General features: G+C 69.5%; 20 protein-coding genes. 8 read left to right on the top strand and 12 right to left on the bottom strand.

The genetic code is table 11. The features are described from left to right. Positions 1–19 precede the first annotated feature (19 nt). Positions 20–298 (top strand): DUF1905 domain-containing protein, encoded by a 279-nt coding sequence (locus tag ACWEPG_RS15075; protein ID WP_450133256.1) that lies wholly within the window; start codon positions 20–22, stop codon positions 296–298. Positions 299–302: 4 nt separating this feature from the next. Here the strand turns inward: ACWEPG_RS15075 and ACWEPG_RS15080 are convergent, their stop codons facing one another. Then, positions 303–1172, bottom strand: a complete 870-nt coding sequence (locus ACWEPG_RS15080; protein WP_452594713.1) for a LysR family transcriptional regulator — start codon at positions 1170–1172, stop codon at positions 303–305. A 95-nt stretch (positions 1173–1267) separates the two neighbouring features. Between ACWEPG_RS15080 and ACWEPG_RS15085 the strand changes: the two genes are divergently transcribed. Further along, complete coding sequence (locus ACWEPG_RS15085; protein ID WP_450133254.1) at positions 1268–1627, top strand: YybH family protein; 360 nt, start codon at positions 1268–1270, stop codon at positions 1625–1627. On the opposite strand, the gene ACWEPG_RS15090 is transcribed toward ACWEPG_RS15085, so the two are convergent. The 9 genes from ACWEPG_RS15090 to glnT all read right to left on the bottom strand — a co-directional run bounded on the left by ACWEPG_RS15090 (position 1617) and on the right by glnT (position 10354). Then, complete coding sequence (locus tag ACWEPG_RS15090; RefSeq protein ID WP_452594714.1) at positions 1617–2264, bottom strand: SDR family oxidoreductase; 648 nt, start codon at positions 2262–2264, stop codon at positions 1617–1619. The two genes, ACWEPG_RS15085 and ACWEPG_RS15090, sit on opposite strands and share 11 nt — an antisense overlap. Before the next feature lie 113 nt (positions 2265–2377). Then, on the bottom strand, positions 2378–3571 hold the full coding sequence (locus ACWEPG_RS15095) for an NAD(P)/FAD-dependent oxidoreductase (protein ID WP_450112400.1): 1194 nt from the start codon (positions 3569–3571) through the stop codon (positions 2378–2380). A gap of 169 nt (positions 3572–3740) precedes the next feature. Beyond that, positions 3741–4322, bottom strand: a complete 582-nt coding sequence (locus ACWEPG_RS15100; protein WP_452594715.1) for a HutD family protein — start codon at positions 4320–4322, stop codon at positions 3741–3743. Beyond that, positions 4323–5552, bottom strand: a complete 1230-nt coding sequence (locus tag ACWEPG_RS15105; RefSeq protein ID WP_452594716.1) for an allantoate amidohydrolase — start codon at positions 5550–5552, stop codon at positions 4323–4325. Beyond that, the gene (locus ACWEPG_RS15110) at positions 5549–5872 is read right to left on the bottom strand and encodes a WhiB family transcriptional regulator (RefSeq protein ID WP_450133249.1); all 324 of its coding nucleotides are present in this window, start codon (positions 5870–5872) and stop codon (positions 5549–5551) included. Before ACWEPG_RS15110 ends, ACWEPG_RS15105 begins: the two co-directional genes overlap by 4 nt. Then, positions 5869–7194 carry an FMN-binding glutamate synthase family protein gene (locus ACWEPG_RS15115; RefSeq protein WP_450112396.1) on the bottom strand — a complete coding sequence of 442 codons (1326 nt, stop codon included), beginning with the start codon at positions 7192–7194 and terminating at the stop codon, positions 5869–5871. The genes ACWEPG_RS15110 and ACWEPG_RS15115 overlap by 4 nt, the downstream gene beginning before the upstream one ends. 67 nt (positions 7195–7261) lie before the next feature. Beyond that, complete coding sequence (locus tag ACWEPG_RS15120; RefSeq protein ID WP_450112395.1) at positions 7262–7963, bottom strand: GltB/FmdC/FwdC-like GXGXG domain-containing protein; 702 nt, start codon at positions 7961–7963, stop codon at positions 7262–7264. A gap of 100 nt (positions 7964–8063) precedes the next feature. Beyond that, on the bottom strand, positions 8064–8951 hold the full coding sequence (locus ACWEPG_RS15125; RefSeq protein ID WP_452594717.1) for a glutamine amidotransferase: 888 nt from the start codon (positions 8949–8951) through the stop codon (positions 8064–8066). A gap of 32 nt (positions 8952–8983) precedes the next feature. Next, complete coding sequence (gene glnT / locus ACWEPG_RS15130) at positions 8984–10354, bottom strand: type III glutamate--ammonia ligase (protein WP_452594718.1); 1371 nt, start codon at positions 10352–10354, stop codon at positions 8984–8986. A 319-nt stretch (positions 10355–10673) separates the two neighbouring features. Between glnT and ACWEPG_RS15135 the strand changes: the two genes are divergently transcribed. The 6 genes from ACWEPG_RS15135 to ACWEPG_RS15160 are packed head-to-tail and all read left to right on the top strand — an operon-like array spanning position 10674 to position 15142. Then, positions 10674–11054, top strand: coding sequence for an ethanolamine utilization protein (locus tag ACWEPG_RS15135; protein WP_452594719.1), 381 nt, complete (start codon positions 10674–10676; stop codon positions 11052–11054). A gap of 20 nt (positions 11055–11074) precedes the next feature. Then, the gene (locus ACWEPG_RS15140) at positions 11075–11593 is read left to right on the top strand and encodes a dimethylamine monooxygenase subunit DmmA family protein (protein ID WP_450112391.1); all 519 of its coding nucleotides are present in this window, start codon (positions 11075–11077) and stop codon (positions 11591–11593) included. A 51-nt stretch (positions 11594–11644) separates the two neighbouring features. Next, positions 11645–12634 carry a PDR/VanB family oxidoreductase gene (locus ACWEPG_RS15145; protein WP_450112390.1) on the top strand — a complete coding sequence of 330 codons (990 nt, stop codon included), beginning with the start codon at positions 11645–11647 and terminating at the stop codon, positions 12632–12634. Next, complete coding sequence (locus tag ACWEPG_RS15150) at positions 12631–13626, top strand: heme-dependent oxidative N-demethylase family protein (protein WP_452594720.1); 996 nt, start codon at positions 12631–12633, stop codon at positions 13624–13626. The genes ACWEPG_RS15145 and ACWEPG_RS15150 overlap by 4 nt, the downstream gene beginning before the upstream one ends. After that, positions 13623–14117, top strand: coding sequence for a dimethylamine monooxygenase subunit DmmA family protein (locus ACWEPG_RS15155; RefSeq protein WP_452594721.1), 495 nt, complete (start codon positions 13623–13625; stop codon positions 14115–14117). Before ACWEPG_RS15150 ends, ACWEPG_RS15155 begins: the two co-directional genes overlap by 4 nt. Before the next feature lie 26 nt (positions 14118–14143). Beyond that, complete coding sequence (locus tag ACWEPG_RS15160) at positions 14144–15142, top strand: heme-dependent oxidative N-demethylase family protein (RefSeq protein ID WP_452594722.1); 999 nt, start codon at positions 14144–14146, stop codon at positions 15140–15142. Here ACWEPG_RS15160 and pcaG read toward each other — a convergent pair. After that, the gene (gene pcaG, locus ACWEPG_RS15165; RefSeq protein ID WP_450133238.1) at positions 15139–15732 is read right to left on the bottom strand and encodes a protocatechuate 3,4-dioxygenase subunit alpha; all 594 of its coding nucleotides are present in this window, start codon (positions 15730–15732) and stop codon (positions 15139–15141) included. The genes ACWEPG_RS15160 and pcaG overlap by 4 nt on opposite strands. Next, on the bottom strand, positions 15729–16529 hold the full coding sequence (pcaH, locus tag ACWEPG_RS15170) for a protocatechuate 3,4-dioxygenase subunit beta (protein WP_452594723.1): 801 nt from the start codon (positions 16527–16529) through the stop codon (positions 15729–15731). Before pcaH ends, pcaG begins: the two co-directional genes overlap by 4 nt. Between the last annotated feature and the right edge of the window lie 26 nt (positions 16530–16555).

Here is a 16555-nt window from a genome sequence, read left to right on the forward strand (position 1 = left end):
TCACGTGAGGAGGCGTGTCATGACCACTGCCCTGGATCGAGAGTTCGTCGCCACGCTGGTCAAGAGCCCGGCGAAGGGCGGCTGGACGTACCTGGTGTGGCCTGAGTCCGTCGCGTACTTCGGTACCCGCGGACTGGTGAAGGTCCGCGGAACCGTCGACGGGCACCCGTTCGAGAGTTCGTTCATGGCCCTCGGCGACGGCACCCACAAGTTGCCGGTCAAGGCGTCGGTGCGGGACGCGATCGGCAAGCAGGCCGGGGACGACGTGACCGTGCGACTGCTCGAACGTCTGGGCTGACGGCTCATGCGAATGCGCGGCGGCAGTGCGCGAGCAGTTCGCGGACCGCGGGCCGGTTGGCGTTCTGCCACACCAGCGCCAGCAGCGCGGGAGCGTCCAGGTCGTCAACAGCGCGGGCGACGAGATGGGGGTGGGCGGAGGCCATCGACTCGCTGAGGATCGCCACCCCGAGACCGCGCGCGGCGAGGTCCGCGATCGCGTCGGAGGCACCCGCCTGCAGGCCGATCCGCGGTGTCAGTCCCGCTGCGGTGCAGGCATTGTCGAAGACGGACCGCAGGCCGGTGCCCGGCGGCATGCACACGACGGTGTCGGTGCATACGTCGCGCAGGGTGACAGTCCGGCGTCGGGCAAGCCGATGATCGGCGGGTACTGCGACGACCAGCGGTTCGCTGACGACGGTGAGCGATTCGAGGTCGGTGGGGGCCGTGGCCGTGCCGACCAGCGCCAGGTCGACGGTGCCGTCACGAACCGCGCCCAGTAGCCGCTCCGAGTTGTCCTCGGTCAGAGTCAGTTCCACTCCGGGATGGGCAAGGTGGAACCGGGCGAGCGCGTCGAACAGCGGTGTGATCGTGCAGCCGACGACCATCCCGACGGTGAGCTGCCCACGGATCAGATCGGTGACCTCACCGACGGCCTGTCCCAGTGCCTCCGCCGACGCCAGTGCGGCGTGGGCGTGCTCGAGCGCGGCCTTGCCCGCGACGGTCAACGTCACGCTGCGGGTGGAGCGGTCGAACAGTTCGGCGCCGAGTTCGCGCTCGAGAGCGCGGATTTGAGCGCTGACCCCGGACTGGCTGATGTGCACCCGCTGGGCGGCGCGAGTGAAGTTGCGCTCCTCGGCGACCGCGACGAAGTACTCCAGCTGCCTCAGGTCCATAACTTCAGATTCTAGTTCTGATCAGATCCATCTGTTGGACTTCTGAACTGTGGGTGGCGAGGCTGGAGGTGTCGAACCGATGGCAGGAGGAACCCATGTACGAGAAGGCGATGCGACCCGAGGACATCACCCGGCTGTTCGTCGAGCGCTCCAATGCCGGGGACGCCGCCGGGGTCGCCGCCCTGTACGCGGAGGACGCGGTGATGGCGTACCCGCCTGGCCGCACCACCGTCGGACGGGCGGCGATCCAGGCACTCTGGCAGTCCGTGCTCGCCAACCGGCCGCACTTCGAGGCCGAGGAGCCGCTGCCGACGCTGGTCTGCGGTGATCTCGCGTTGACGTCGACGCCGCCGAGGGACGGCGCCGGTGCCCGAGCCCAGGTGGTCCGGCGTCAGCCCGACGGCAGTTGGTTGCGCGTCCTCGACCAGCCCGAATTCGTCGCGGTCAGCGGGTGAGAGCCTCGGCGATCGGCGTCTGCCCGCTGTTGAAGGGGATGGTGCGGCGGACGGTGGTCGGATCCGCGAGAGTCGCGGCGACGACCGCGGCGACGTCCTCGCGCGGAACCGATTTCGCGGCCGGTGTGGGGGACACCTCGACGAGCCCCGTTCCGGGATCGAGAGTCAACGTTCCGGGACCGAGGACGGTCCAGTCCAGATCGGTCGCCCGCAGGTACTCGTCGGCGGCGGCCTTCGCCTCGGCGTAGGCGAAGAACGAATTGTCCTCCGGTACTCCGTGATCGGGTCGCGACCCGAGGTAGGACACCATCACGTACCGGCGGACCCCGGCCGCCGCTGCCGCGTCCATCGAGCGGATCGCGGCGTCCCGGTCCACGGCGTAGGTGCGCGCCGGGCTGCCGCCGCCGGCACCGGCCGACCAGACGACGGCGTCGTGTCCCCGCAGAACCTCCGCGATCTGTTCGGTGCTCACGTTCTCGACGTCGGCGACGACCGGAGTGGCTCCGGTGGCCTCGATGTCGGCGGCGTGTTCGGGGTTGCGGATCAGGGCGGTCACCGTGTCGCCCCGTGCCGCCAGCATCCGTTCCAGATGCAGCGCGACCTTGCCGTGTCCACCGATGACGACGACGCGAGCCATGACCGTTCCTTCCGTAGGGAATCCGGGGCCGCGTCCCAACCTACAGGTGCTCCGCACCCGTGCGGCTTTTCGGAGTTGGGACCACCAAGAAGGCGCACGGGTGCCGGCGGCGCCTAGCGCATTTCGCCGGCGCCCTCGTACTGGTTCAGGCTCAGTAGCAGGTCACCCTCCTCGAAGCGGGAGTAACGGAAGTCGTGCGGGTTGACGTTCGGCAGGGTGGTCTTTCCGTCGTCGAGGAGCATGTCGGCGACGAGCTTGCCGACGGCGGGGGAGATCTTGAATCCGTGGCCGGAGAAGCCGGTGGCCAGGAACAGACCGTCCACGGGAGCGGGACCGATGATCGGGTTGTAGTCCGGCGTCACGTCGTAGGCGCCGACGTAGCTGCTGGTGATCCGCGGATCCGGCATGTCGGGCAAGCGGTTGCCCAGCTTCATGATGTTCTTCTCGATGGTGCTGTCGTCCGCGCGGTTGCTGTAGTTGTCGGGGTCGATGTACTCCGGCGCCTGGTGGTCGGAATTGCCCACCAGCAGTTCGCCGTTCGGTTCCCGGCAGATGTACTGCAGACCCGCGAGGTCGGACAGCACGGGAACCTCGGGGGTGGGAACGCCCTGATCGACGAGCACCAGCTGTGCGCGTTGCGCCTTGACGTCGACATCGACGCCCACCCCGGCGACGAGGGCCGGCGTCCACGGGCCGGCCGCGACGATGACGTGCTCGGCGTGGACCTCCGAGCCGTCGGCCAGCGTGACGCCGTAGACGCGTCCCGAGTCGTTCTGCAGGAGCGAGACGACCGGGGTGCTCTGCCGGATCTTCACGCCCATCTTCCGCGCAGTCGCGGCGAACGCCATGCCGGTCATGTAGGCCTCACCACGACCGCCTAGCGGCTCGTAGGCGAAGAGCGCGAAGTCGTCCAGGTTCATCCCCGGCCAGAGCTCGGCCATCTTGTCGTGGGCTATGAACTCGGTCGCGATACCCAGCGACTGCATCATCTCGATGTTCGCCTCGAGCGGCTTGACGTTGTTCTCGCCGACGCCGACGACGTAACCGCACTGCCGGAATGCCATGTCGTCGCCGAAGATCTCGGTCGCGCGAGTGAAGATGTCCACGCCGTACCAGGACATCGCCGCCAACGACGGTGTGCCGTAATGGCACCGGACGACGCCGCTGGACTTGCCGGTCATACCGGAGCACAGGGTGTCACGCTCGAGCACGAGTACGTCGGTCTCGCCTCGGTCGGCGAGCGAGTAGGCGATGGCCAGGCCTTCGAGGCCGCCGCCGACGATCAAGAACTTGGTCGTGTCCGTCACGGTGAGGATCCTTCGGGGAGAGGGCCTCCCGGGCGGGGAGGGCTGTGGGGTGGTCGGGTGGTTCGCGAGTCTCGGGCGTTTCCAATTATGAATCGTCGTCTTCTACCAGGAAACCTCCAGTGCATGACAAAGGTGTTAACTCTCGTGGGACGGTGGTGACGGCTCCGCCTCACCCGGTCGTTCGAATGCGGACGACCAGGCCGTCGGCGGCGCCGAACAGGTCGATCGCCTCGTTCCGGACGACGATGCAGTCGCCAGGAGCGGCCCGCTCGGGCCCGGCGTGCACCGCACCGGCCCGCACGAACAGCGCGGTCACCTCGTCCGCGTGGGTGCGCAGCGGACCGTCCACGCGTACCGGCTCGACGGTCGCGGTGGCCGCTCCGCGCTCGGTCATCACATTGAACGCGCGCGTGTTCCCGGCCGGGACGCACCGGGGCGCGTCCTCGCCCGCGAACGCGTGGGGACGCCAGGGCGTCAACGGTTCCGGTCCGTGTCGTCCCCGGTCCAGAGTCACGCCGTGCGCGCCGACGACGGTGAAGATCCGGTCGACCCCGGGGAAGGCCGAGAACTTGCTCGGCGCGTCACCCAGATCGGCCAGGCTGATCCGCCAGATCGGCTGCCCGCCAACCGAGTCCGGCCCGATCGCGACCTCCTCGGTCGCCCCGGCGCCGTTGCGCCACGGCGCCCGTCGGCGGTCGGTGTCATGGACCACCCGTCGGCGGTCGGTGTCATGGACCACCCGGATCGGCATCTACGAGCCCGCCGTCCAGTCCTCCATGACGTCGGCCAGGGCCTGCGCCCCGATGTTGCAGTCGTCGGCTTCGGCGAACTCGTGGGGGGAGTGCGACACCCCGGTCGGGTTGCGCACGAACAGCATCGCGGTCGGCACCTTCTCGGACAGGATGCCGGCGTCGTGTCCAGCCTGGGTCGGCAGGACCGGGATGTCACCGAGGTGGGAGAGGGCGCGGCGCAGGCGTTCGCGCGGTTCGGGCGGGAACTCCACGATCGGCGTGATCGACTCGGTGAAGACGTCGAGACCGATCCCATCCGGAAGGCAGTGCAGGCGGGCGTCCGCCTCGATCTCGGCGACCAGCTTGGTCAACGTCTCCTCGTCGGCGGCGCGAGCGTCGAGCCAGGCCTTGATCTCCGACGGAATCGCGTTGGCGCCGTTGGGAAGAACCTCGAGCTTGCCGAATGTGGCGACCGCGCCGAGGCCGGCGGCGCAGGATCGCGCACTGTGCACGGACGACGCATAGGCGAGCATCGGATCCCGGCGGTCGACCAGTCGGGTCGCGCCGGCGTGGTTGGCCTCCCCGCTGAAGGTGAACTGCCACCGGCCGTGCGGCCAGATCGACGACGCGACGGCGATCGGCCTGTCGACGAGGTCGAGGGCGCGGCCCTGCTCGACATGCAGTTCGACGTACACGCCCACCCGGTCGACCAGGGTTTCGTCGACGCCGACGTGCTCGGGTGTGCGTCCGGCCCGGGCCATGGCCTCCGCGAGCGTGATTCCGTCCCGGTCGCGCAGCCCGAGGGCCCGCTCGGCGGTCAGTGCCCCGGTCGTGAGCTGGCTGCCGACACAGGCCACCCCGAACCGTGCCCCCTCCTCGTCGGAGAACGCGGCGATCGCGATCGGAACCGTCGGGAGGACGCCGCGCTCGCGGAGCAGGTCCACCGCGGCGAAGGCCGACACCACGCCGAGCGGACCGTCGAAGGCGCCGCCGTCGGGGACCGAGTCCAGGTGCGAGCCGGTCACGAAGGCGCCGGTCGGATCCCCGACCCAGTCCTCGGGCAGCCACCAGGCCCACAGGTTGCCGTTCCGGTCCTCCTCGACATCCATGCCACGCTGGGCGGCGCAGCCGCGGAACCATTCGCGGAGGGTGAGATCGGCGTCGCTCCAGGCGAATCGTCGGTAGCCGCCGGTCGTCGCGTGCTTGCCGACGTCGATGATCGACGCCCAGAGCGAGTCGAATGCGGTCATGCGGTCTGTCCTCTCGAAATGTGTGCTGTGTGCTCCCAGTGCGCGCGGCGGAGTGAGTGCGGCGGGGGGAGCCATCGGTACCTTGGCAACTCGTCGGCCGACACCCCGCCCCACACGCCGTGGGTCTCGCCCGCCCGCGCCGCGAACCAGCGGCACTCCTCCCGCACCGGACAGCCGGCGCAGACCGACTTGGCGTGGCGCACCAGTTCCGGTGTCTCGCCGAAGAAGTCGACGTCGTGGGTGCGGCACCGGGCCCGCAGTTGCCACTCCCACGCCTCGACGACGGGAGTGGGCAACGTGACGGGGTGGTCCCGGTTCACATCCGGCCTGGGATCCAGGTGGTTCCGGCGAGCGGGACGCGGGCCATCGCGGACGCCTCGACGGTCAGCGCGACGAGGTCCTGCGGCTCGAGGTTGCGCAGGTGCGACTTACCGCAGGCGCGGGCGATGGTCTGCGCCTCCATTGTGAGCACCCGCAGGTAGTTGGCGAGGCGGCGGCCGCCCTCGATGGGATCGAAGCGGGCCTGCAGCTCCGGGTCCTGGGTCGTGATGCCGGCCGGGTCCTTGCCGTCCTGGAAGTCGTCGTAGAAGCCGGCGGCCGAGCCCAGCTTCTCGTACTCGGCCTGGTACTTGGGGTCGTTGTCGCCCAGCGCGATGAGGGCCGCGGTGCCGATCGCAACCGCGTCGGCGCCGAGCGCCATCGCCTTGGCGACGTCGGCGCCGGACCGGATGCCGCCCGACACGATCAGCTGCACGCCGCCGGGGGTGCGGTGCATGCCCATCTCCTGCAGCGCCTGCACGGCCTGCGGGATCGCGGCCAGGGTCGGGATGCCGACGTGCTCGATGAACACGTCCTGGGTGGCGGCGGTGCCGCCCTGCATGCCGTCGACCACGACGACGTCGGCTCCGGCCTTCACCGCGAGCTTGACGTCGTAGTAGGTGCGGGTGGCGCCGACCTTCACATAGATGGGCTTCTCCCAGCCGGTGATCTCACGCAGCTCGATGATCTTGATGGCCAGGTCGTCCGGCCCGGTCCAGTCCGGGTGCCGGCACGCACTGCGCTGGTCGATGCCGACCGGCAGGGTGCGCATCCCGGCGACCCGCTCGGTGATCTTCTGGCCCAACAGCATTCCGCCGCCACCCGGCTTTGCGCCCTGACCGAGAACGATCTCGATCGCGTCGGCCTTGCGCAGGTCGTCGGGGTTCATGCCGTAACGCGACGGCAGGTACTGGTAGACGAGGTGCTTGGACTGGCCGCGCTCCTCCGGGGTCATGCCGCCGTCACCGGTGGTCGTCGACGTTCCGACCTCGCTGGCTCCGCGGCCGAGTGCCTCCTTGGCCCGGCCCGAGAGCGCACCGAAGCTCATACCGGCGATGGTGACCGGAGTCTCGAGGTGCAGCGGGTACTTCGCGTTCCGGTCACCGAGCACGACGTCCGTCTCGCACTTCTCGCGGTAGCCCTCGAGCGGGTAGCGCGACATCGACGCGCCGAGGAACAGCAGATCGTCGAAGTGCGGGACCTTGCGCTTGGCGCCCCAGCCGCGGATGTCGTAGATACCGGTGTCGGCGGCACGCTGGATCTCGTGGATGACGCTGCGGTCGAAGGTGGCCGACTCGCGGAGACCGGGCTGGAACGTCGTCATGGTGTACTCCTGGGTGCTGAAAAGGCAGGGTGTATCGCGGAAGTGGCGGGTGTGGTGCGCCGGACGGTCAGTACGCGGAAGCGTTGTCGACGTGGAAGTGGTAGAGGTTGCGGGCCGAGCCGTAGCGGGTGAAATCGGCCGGGTCGGCGTCGAGGCCGGCCGCGTCCAGCAGTTCGCGCAGTTCCTGGAGGTGCTCGGGACGCATCTCCTTCTTGACGCAGTCCGCGCCGAGCGAGGCGACGGTGCCGCGCACGTAGATCCGCACCTCGTACAGCGAATCGCCGAGCGCCTCACCGGCATCACCGAGGACGACGAGCCGACCGGCCTGGCCCATGAAAGCGCTCATGTGGCCGATGTCGCCGCCGACGACGATGTCGACGCCCTTCATCGAGATCCCGCAGCGGGCTGCGGCATTGCCTTCGATCACCAGCAGTCCGCCGTGCGCTGTGGCACCCGCGGACTGCGAGGCGTCGCCGGTGACCCGGACGGTGCCGGACATCATGTTTTCGCCGACGCCGACGCCGGCATTGCCCGCGATGGTGACCGAGGCATGCTTGTTCATTCCGGCGGTGTAGTAGCCGGTGTGGCCCTCGATGGTGACGTCGAGGGGGCGGTCCAGGCCGCAGGCGAGGGCGTGGGCGCCCTGCGGGTTGACGACCCGCACGGTGGCGGGGGACTCGGTGGCGTGCAGCGCGGCGTTGAGCTCACGCGTCGAGATCTCGGCCAGGTCGTACGAGGTGGTGACGGTGTGGGTGTCGGTGAGGGTCACGGTCGGCTCCGAAGGGTGTGGGGATGTCGGGTCAGCGCTGCCAGGCGCATGGCGTCGGTGCTGTCGGACGCAGAGCGTCGGTGCTGTCGGACGCAGAGCGTCAGCGGTTCCAGACGTAGACGCGGTCCGGTTCGGGTTCGAACAGGTGCGCGTCGGCGATGCCCGGCAGGTGCGCCAGGGCGCGGAACTCCGAGGCCATCGCGACGTAGGCGTCCGTCTCGGCGACGATCGCGGGTTTGCAGGCGATCGGATCACGCACCACTGCAAAGGAATCGGAGGTGGACACCAGCAGGGTGTAGAAGCCGTCGAAACGCTCGCCGAGCAGACGCAGTGCCTTCTCGAGGTCCGCGCCCTCGGCGAGATGCTTGGCGACGAAGCGAGCGCCGACCTCGGTGTCGTTCTCGCTGTCGAATTCGATGCCCTCCGCCTCGAGTTCACGCTTGACCGACAGGTGGTTGGAGAACGACCCGTTGTGCACCAGGCACTGGTCCGGACCGACGGCGAACGGATGCGAGCCGGCGGCCGTGACCGCGGACTCGGTTGCCATGCGGGTGTGGCCCACACCCTGCCAGCCGATTGCTGCGGGCAGGCCGAATCCGCGGGCCAGATCGAGCGGGTCGCCCATGCCCTTGAGCACGGTGACCTCGTCGCCGAATCCGATGACGGTGGCGTCCGGTGCGACGGAACGGATCGCGGTGGTGAGCTCGTGGGCCGGGACCGGGGCGTGCAGCACCGTCGTCGGTGGCAGTTCGATCGCGGTGACCCCCACGCCGAGCACCGCGCTCGCGGCGGTGGCCAGGCCCGGCTCCGCGCCGAGCACCGACACCGCGGCGTGCCCGGCGGGGGAGAAGGCGGGGTCGCCGTAGATGGCCATGCCCGCGGAATCCGGTCCGCGGTCGACCATCTCGCCGAGCATGCCGGTCAACAGTTCACCCAGTCGAGGGTGCAGGGAGGGCTCGCGAAGGTGGAGCCCGACGATGCCGCACATGGGCAGTCTCCTTGTCAGGGGGTTCGGGTTGGTCAGAAGGCGGTGAGGTAGGTCTCGACCTCCCAGGGGGTCACCGAGTTGTGCCACCGGAAGAACTCCTCGCGCTTGAGGCCGGTGAAGTAGTCGGCGACCCCGGGGCCGGCGGCATCGAGTGCCCCGCAGACGACGGGGTCGGCGGCGAGCGCGTCCATCGCGTGCAGCAGCGTCATCGGCAGGGTGCCCGGCCCGGCTCCCGCACCCGGCTCGCCCGGGTCGAGGTTGCGTTCGATTCCGTCGAGCCCGGCCACGATCGCGGCCGCCGCGGCGAGATAGGGGTTCGCCGAGCCGTCGCCGCCGCGCAGTTCGACGCGGTTGTGGTCCGGCACGCGCAGGTAGTGGGTTCGATCGTTGCCGCCGTAGGTGGCCCGGCGCGGCGACCAGGTGGCGCCGCTGCTCGTCGCGGTGGCGCCGGTTCGCTTGTAGGAGTTGACCGTCGGCGCGATCACTCCCTGCAGCGCGCAGGCGTGCTCGAGGATGCCCGCGATGAAGGAGTACGCGGTCTGCGAGAGTCCGAGGCCGCGCGGGTCGGAGGCGTCCGGGAAGGCGGACTCGCCGTCACGCCACAGGGACAGGTGCATGTGCAGTCCGCTGCCGGTGCGGTCGGCGAACGGCTTCGGCATGAAGGTGGCGGTCATGCCGCGTTCCTCGGCGAGGACCGAGATCAGGTAGCGCAGGGTCACCACCCGGTCGGCGGTGGTCAGCGCGTCCGAGTAGTTGAAGTTCTGCTCGAACTGACCGTTGCCGTCCTCGTGGTCGTTGGCGTAGTTGCCCCAGCCGAGCTCGTTCATGGCGGTGGAGATCGAGGTCAGGTGCTCGTACATCCGGGTGACGTCGCGGGCGTCGTAGCAGGGCTGTCGGGACGTGTCGAGTGCGTCGGCGGTTCGCAGGCCGCCGGCCTCGTCCTTGTTGACCAGGAAGTACTCGATCTCGGCGCCGACGTTCACCTCGAGACCCTGAGCGGCGGCGCGAGCGAGCGCCGACTTCAGGATGACCCGCGGGGCGTACGGCCAGGGCTTGCCCTCGACGTGCGGGTCGCAGTGGACGAGCGCCAGGCCGGAGCGGACGAACGGGATCGGGGTGAACGAGGAGGGGTCGGGGATCGCGACCAGGTCGGGATCCTTGGGCTCCTGTCCCATCGCGCCGGCCGCGTAACCCGCGAAACCGACTCCCTCGGTGGCCAGCTCGTCGACCGATTCGACGGGAACCAGCTTCGCGCACGGCTTGCCTGCGAGATTGACGAAGACCGCGAGGATGAAGCGGGTGCCGGTGGCGCGAGCGAGGCTGGCGAGATCGGTGCCGGTCGGTGTGAGGTCGGTGGATGAGGGCAGACGCGTCACGTTCAGATCGGTGGTGTCGAGCGTCATCGGGGCTCCTGGTCTTCTCGGCTGCGAAGTAATGAATCAGTGAGGAAGTTTCATTAGGTGAATCGCTGTCGAATACCAGGAAACATAGCATCCGTGACGGTCGTGTTACGGCCAGGTCAGGTTGCGGTGACGACTTCACTGGCGGCACGGCGAGGGCAATTCGGTTGCGGTCGAGAGGATTTGGTTACATCGATTTATCCCGACGCAACCTCGCTGTGTGTTTCCTCTCAGTAGTGTCTGTTTCACGCCAGCGATTCGGCGTTCTTCCTTCCCCTTGCTTCTCCGGCCTGTTCGGCCGGCCCCGTGACCAGGAGTTCTCATGGCAGACGGCACCACCACGGTCCCCGCGTTCCGCGTCACCTCCGACTTCTGGAAGACGCTTCCTCAGATGCCGGTGGCGGAGTTCCCCGGCACCGAGGGCTACATCGACGACGTCTACCCCAACCCGGACGGCTCGGAGATGGCTGCCGGGTACTTCAAGCTCGACCCGACCGACGCCCCACTCGACTACACCTACGAGTACGACGAGATGAAGGTGGTCCTCGACGGCGAATTCCGGCTGGAGAACCTCGACACCGGACAGGTCGAGGTCGCCGGGCCCCGGGATGCGATCTTCTTCCCCAAGGGCTCGCGTATCCGGTTCACCACCCCATCCGGTGCACTGGCGTTCTACGTCGGCCAGCGCACCTTCGCGCCCTAGGGGGCGTGGTGACCGTCTGCATGGACACCACCAGCGTCGGGCGCTGGCACTCGGAACGGGTGGACGTCGCCGACGGTGGCCGGGTCGTCACCGTTCTGTCGTTCGGTGGCGAGGCCCGCCACCGGGCGAACGAGCTGGTCGCGGGCTTCTCCGGCACCCGGGTGAACTGGCTGCGCCTGCCGCCCGGGTGGACCCAACTCGCCGGCGACGTCCTGGACCGGCAGCTCGTCGCCGCCCGGGTCGGCTGGCGACTGGTCCTGGTCGGCGCCGAGGAGCCGGTGCTCGCGGCGCAGGCCCGCGCCCTCGCCGCGGGCCTGCTGAGCGAGGAGATCCTCGCCGAGGTCGTTCCGGCTCGGGGAGCGGACGCCGACGTCCGCCGGGTGCACTGCGCGCACTGCGCGACCGTCCACTCGGTGGCGGTGCCCGTCGGCGGGCTGACTCGATGCCCCGAATGTGCGGCCGATCTCGTTGTCTACCACCATCTGTCGCGCCGGACCGGCGCGTACCTCGGCTACATGATCGATGCGGAGGATCGCTGATGACACCGATGACGGAGGAATCTCCATGACGCCGATGACGGAGGAATCTCCATGACGCAGACGTCCGACATCCGTGTGCGGGGTGACGCACCGACCCGGGTACTCGTGGTCGCTGCCGTCGGCATGCCCGCCGACGGTGTGCGTCATCTGCGCCTCGTCGATCCGGAGGGTGCGCCCTTGCCGTCCTTCACCCCGGGCAGTCACGTCGTGGTGACCTGTGGGGTCGACGACGACGGGCGCCCCCGACGCAACTCGTACTCGCTGACCGGGCCCGAACTCGAACCCGACGCGTACGAGATCTCGGTGCGGCTCGACCCAGCCGGCCGGGGAGGCTCCCGCTGGATCCACGACCTGGCACCCGGTGACACCGTCGAGATCGGCCGTCCGCGTAGCGCTTTCGCTCCGGTCCTGACGGCACGACATCACCTGCTCGTCGCCGGCGGCATCGGGGTCACCCCGATCCTGTCGCATGTCCGGGCGGCGTCCACGTGGGGACGATCGTTCGAGGTGCACTACGTCTTCCGCCCCGGGGACGGCCCGCACCTGCGCGAACTGCGCGAGCTGTGCGGTGACCGGCTGCGCACCTTTCACACGCCCGCCGAGCTCTGGACGGAACTGGCACCCGCCCTGCTCGACCGCCCGCTGGGCACCCACCTGTACGCGTGCGGTCCTGCGCCACTCATCGACGAGCTCACCGCCCGCGCCGCCGACGCCGGATGGCCACCCGCCCGAATTCACCACGAACACTTCGGTGTCGGCGCCCTCGACGCCGGGCAGCCGTTCACGCTGGGCCTGCGGCGCAGCGGGATCGACGTGCCGGTGCCCGCGGGGGTGAGCGCCCTCGAGGCGCTCGAGCAGCACGGGGTGCCGGTGCCCAACCTGTGCCGCCAGGGTGTGTGCGGCGAATGTCGCACCGCGACGGTCGGTGGCGCCGCACAACATCGCGACCTGTACCTGACCGAGTCGGAGAAGAGTGCGGGCACGCACTTCATGCCGTGCGTCTCCCGCGCCGCCGGTGACCGAATCGAGGTGGACCTGTGACCGCCGTTGCCCTGCCCGCCCGCGTGGTGCGGTTTCCGTTTCCGTTCCCACACGAAACCTACCGCTACAGCACCAATGTCGAGCCCGCAGGCACCCGCGCGGTCACGGCGGCGGGGAGCTGGGGCGAGCATCCCGTCGACATCGACGAGTGGTACCACGAGGAGCTCGCCGAGCGGCGGCGCATCCTGTCGGGGGATCCGTCCCGGTTCCAGGCCTTGTCGCACATGGACGTCGCGCAGTGGGAGGCGATGGTGACGCTGATGCGGATGCTCGCCCACGCCTACCCGGACCGGTTCTCGCTCACACGAGAGGGAGACGGATGGCTCTGGAGCAACGCTGAACTCGGGTGTCGGCAGTCGTTCATCCATGGCGACGTCGACACCCTGCCCGAAGCGCCGCTGCGCTACATCGGCGGGCAGATCCAGGAGGACGTGGTCCTGCTCGACCAACGCGAGGGAGCGCTCTGGGGTGACGCCGGATTGGTGACCTTCGCGGCGGACTGGTCGCTGCGCTTCGACGTCGGTATGAGCTTCCTTCAGATCCACGGGCCGGTCCCGCGCGTGCACGAGGAAGGAGTAATCCCCCGCGCGCAACAGTTCCTGATGGGATTACAACCGGGACAACGCTATCGGCGGACCAACTGGACCCTGACCGTGGACCGGCGACTGGACACCGCCACCGAGACCTATCCGGACTGGGGCCGGGACCGCCGGCTCGTCGCGGAGGGCCCGGGCGTCGACGTGGGCGCCCGCTTGCACCTGAGGGTGGAGGTGCAGCACCTGGTCCGGTTGGGGGCCTCCGGTTCGATCATGTTCCTGATCCGCACCCACCTGCTGCCGTTCGAGGAGGTCGCGCTCGTGCCCGGATGGGCGCAGCGCCTGCACGATGTCCTCGTCGAGCTGCCCAACGACATCGCCGACTACAAGGGCATCACCCGGACCCGGGGTCCCGGCATCGCCTGGCTCCGCGAGTACGCGGGAGTGTCGGCGTGAGCGCCGGATTCGACCGCGGCGGTGTCGGCGGGGAACCGGACGCCATCGACGGCGCCGGGCGGGTGTTCCTGGTCGCCGCCCTCGGTCGGTGTCCGGACGGACGCCGGGTGGCCGCCGAATGGGTCGCGCAGGCGATCGCGCTGGGCCGCACCGCGACCGTGATGGTCGACGCCGACGCCGAGCGTGTCCGGACCGCGGTGCTCGGCGCCAGCGCGGGCACCCGCGTGATGCTGGCGGGGCCGGAACGGGACGTGATGGCCGCGGTGGCCGGCGTCCGGGCCGCGGGGGCGCTGCCCTGCGAGGTGACCACCCACCTCACCGCGCCGGGTGCCGTCGCGGTGTTCTGCCCACACTGCGCCACCGCGGCGGACACGGCCGCCGCGCCCGGTGACCGTGTCCCGTGCCGGTCGTGCGGCACCGTGCTGGAGGTGCGTTCCCACCGCTCGTCGCACCACGGCAGTTATCTCGGCGCGGTGGCCGAGGTCGCCTGACCCTCGATCGATCGAAGGAGTGACGTTTGACCACGAGTGTGCATGCCAGTGACCTCGAGCGGCTGCCCTGGCCGTTCCCCGAGAACGAGAACACCTTCCGCTACGCCGTCAACGTCGAGCCCGCCCCGCGTTTCACCGCCACCGCGACCGGCGGCTGGGGCGAGCACGTCGTGGACCTCGGCCCGGACTACGTCGAGATGATGACGCTCCGCGCGGCGGTGCTGGCCGCGGATCCGGAACGGGTACAGGTGCTTGCGCACATGACACCCGCCTGCTGGGACGTGATGCTCTACCTGATGGGGCAGTTGGCGTCGTCGTATCCGGACACGATGGAGCTGCACCGTGACGGCACCGAATACCGTTGGGTGAATCGGCTTCTCGGGATCGACCAGGACTTCCTGCTCGGTAATTCCGGGACCCTGCCCGAGCACCCCCTGGCGTTCATCGGACGGCAGGTGCCGGACGACATCCTGCTGCTCACCGAACGCGACGGCCGGTTGTGGTTCGACGCCGCGCTCGTCACCTCGTCCGCGGACTGGTCGGTCAAGTTCGACATCGGCATGAGCTTCGACGAGATCCACCGGCCGGTACCGGGACTGACACCCGGCGGGGTGACCGGCCGAGCCGAGCAGTTCATGCGCAGGCTCACCACTGACCAGGTGTACCGGCGGGTCAACTGGACGTTCTCGGCGGTCGGCTCCCGGCTGCGAGACACCAGCCTCGAGACGATGCCGCGGTGGATGCACGACATGCCGCGCCTGATCGCCGACGAGGACTGGGGCCGCATCCAGTTGCGCATCGAACTCGAGCACCTGATCCGGCTGCCGATGACCGGCGCGCTGGTGTTCAACATCCGGACCTACATGGCGCCGCTCGCCGAGATCGCGACCGTCCCCGAGTGGGCCGGCCAGCTCGCCGACATCGTCGAGGAACTGCCCGCGGATATCGCCGCCTACAAGGGGATCGACGGCTACCGGATGCCGGCGATGGCGTGGCTACGGTCGCGAATCGGCGGCGCCCGCTAGGAGGTCGCGCCGGGCGAACGGTCACGGTAGGTCAGGAAGACCGTTTCTTTCTCGCCCTGGAGCCGGATGTCGAAAACGTAGCCGTCGGCGTCCCGGGTCGTCACGAGTGTGCTGCGACGCGGCGGTTCGAGCGACGCGAGCAGGGGATCGGTGGCGAGCACGCCCTCGTCGGCGGGCAGGTAGGCGCGGGTGAACAGCCGGTTGAGCAGCCCTCGTGCGAACACGGTCACCGCGAAGAAGGGCGGCCGGCCGTCCTCGCCGACCCCGGGAGCGAGCGTCGAGAACGAGTAGGCGCCCTGGTTGTCGGTCGAGGCGCGGCCCCAGCCGGTGAACGTCCAGCCGTCGCGGTGCAGGGAGCCGGCACGTTGCACGACCCGCCCGTCCGGGCCGGCCTGCCAGATCTCGAGCAGCGCGTCCGGCACCGGGTCGCCGTTGCCGTCGAGCACCCGGCCGTGCAGGCGGACGCCCTCGCGGTGGGCGGGCGGGACGAGCTCGCTGTCACCGTCGAACGGCAGCGCGTAGCCGAAGAACGGTCCGACCGTCTGGCCCGGGGTCGGGGGCAGGGCAGTGGGGGCGAGGTGGGTGCTCACGCGTGATCCTCCGGTTCCGTCCAGGTCTTGGCGCTGCCGGACAGGACGATGTCCCACCGGTAGCCCGTGCTCCACTCGTGCGAGGTGACGTCGTGGTCGTACTGCGCGACGAGGCGTTCGCGCGCCTTCCGGTCCGTGATCGACTGGAAGATGGGATCCAGCTCGAACAGCGGGTCGCCCGGGAAGTACATCTGGGTGATCATCCGCTGCGTGAAATCGGTTCCGAACAGCGAGAAGTGGATGTGTGCGGGCCGCCAGGCGTTGTGGTGGTTCCGCCACGGATACGGTCCGGGCTTGATCGTGGTGAAGCGGTACGAACCGTCGGCGGCGGTGAGGCAGCGTCCGACGCCGGTGAAGTTGGGGTCGATCGCGGCGTGGTGCTGGTCGCGCTTGTGGATGTACCGGCCGCCCGCGTTCGCCTGCCAGATCTCGACGAGCTGCCCGGCGATCGGCCTGCCCTCGCCGTCGACGATCCGGCCGGTGACGACCGTGCGCTCGCCGACGGGCTCACCGCGGTGCTGGATCGTCAGGTCCGCTTCGAGGGGATCGACGTCCTGGTTGCCGAAGACCGGCGCCCAGAGCTCGACGCCCTCGGGGTCGGCGTGGTGCAGGTCCTTCGTCGGGTGGCGCAGGACGCTGCTCCGGTAGGGCGGGTAGTCGAGGCGGGGCTGGAACTCCTCCACGCCGGCATCGGTGTATTCCGCCTCGATGTCGCGGATCTCGGCGAGGATCTCCGACTGGGTCGATGCGGCGGCATCGGAGGATGCTCTCGCCCGGAGGTCAGATGGTGTGGTCACAGCGGCAGGCTAGGGCGCCGCCGCGC

It is taken from the genome of Rhodococcus sp. NPDC004095 (assembly GCF_053604015.1).

Bases quoted from the DNA above. Each gene is read 5' to 3' on its own strand.
- ACWEPG_RS15075 (WP_450133256.1), top strand. From the start codon at position 20: ATGACCACTGCCCTGGATCGAGAGTTCGTCGCCACGCTGGTCAAGAGC.
- ACWEPG_RS15080 (WP_452594713.1), bottom strand. From the start codon at position 1,172: ATGGACCTGAGGCAGCTGGAGTACTTCGTCGCGGTCGCCGAGGAGCGC.
- ACWEPG_RS15085 (WP_450133254.1), top strand. From the start codon at position 1,268: ATGTACGAGAAGGCGATGCGACCCGAGGACATCACCCGGCTGTTCGTC.
- ACWEPG_RS15090 (WP_452594714.1), bottom strand. From the start codon at position 2,264: ATGGCTCGCGTCGTCGTCATCGGTGGACACGGCAAGGTCGCGCTGCAT.
- ACWEPG_RS15100 (WP_452594715.1), bottom strand. From the start codon at position 4,322: ATGCCGATCCGGGTGGTCCATGACACCGACCGCCGACGGGTGGTCCAT.
- ACWEPG_RS15105 (WP_452594716.1), bottom strand. From the start codon at position 5,552: ATGACCGCATTCGACTCGCTCTGGGCGTCGATCATCGACGTCGGCAAG.
- ACWEPG_RS15115 (WP_450112396.1), bottom strand. From the start codon at position 7,194: ATGACGACGTTCCAGCCCGGTCTCCGCGAGTCGGCCACCTTCGACCGC.
- ACWEPG_RS15125 (WP_452594717.1), bottom strand. From the start codon at position 8,951: ATGTGCGGCATCGTCGGGCTCCACCTTCGCGAGCCCTCCCTGCACCCT.
- glnT (WP_452594718.1), bottom strand. From the start codon at position 10,354: ATGACGCTCGACACCACCGATCTGAACGTGACGCGTCTGCCCTCATCC.
- ACWEPG_RS15135 (WP_452594719.1), top strand. From the start codon at position 10,674: ATGGCAGACGGCACCACCACGGTCCCCGCGTTCCGCGTCACCTCCGAC.
- ACWEPG_RS15140 (WP_450112391.1), top strand. From the start codon at position 11,075: ATGGACACCACCAGCGTCGGGCGCTGGCACTCGGAACGGGTGGACGTC.
- ACWEPG_RS15145 (WP_450112390.1), top strand. From the start codon at position 11,645: ATGACGCAGACGTCCGACATCCGTGTGCGGGGTGACGCACCGACCCGG.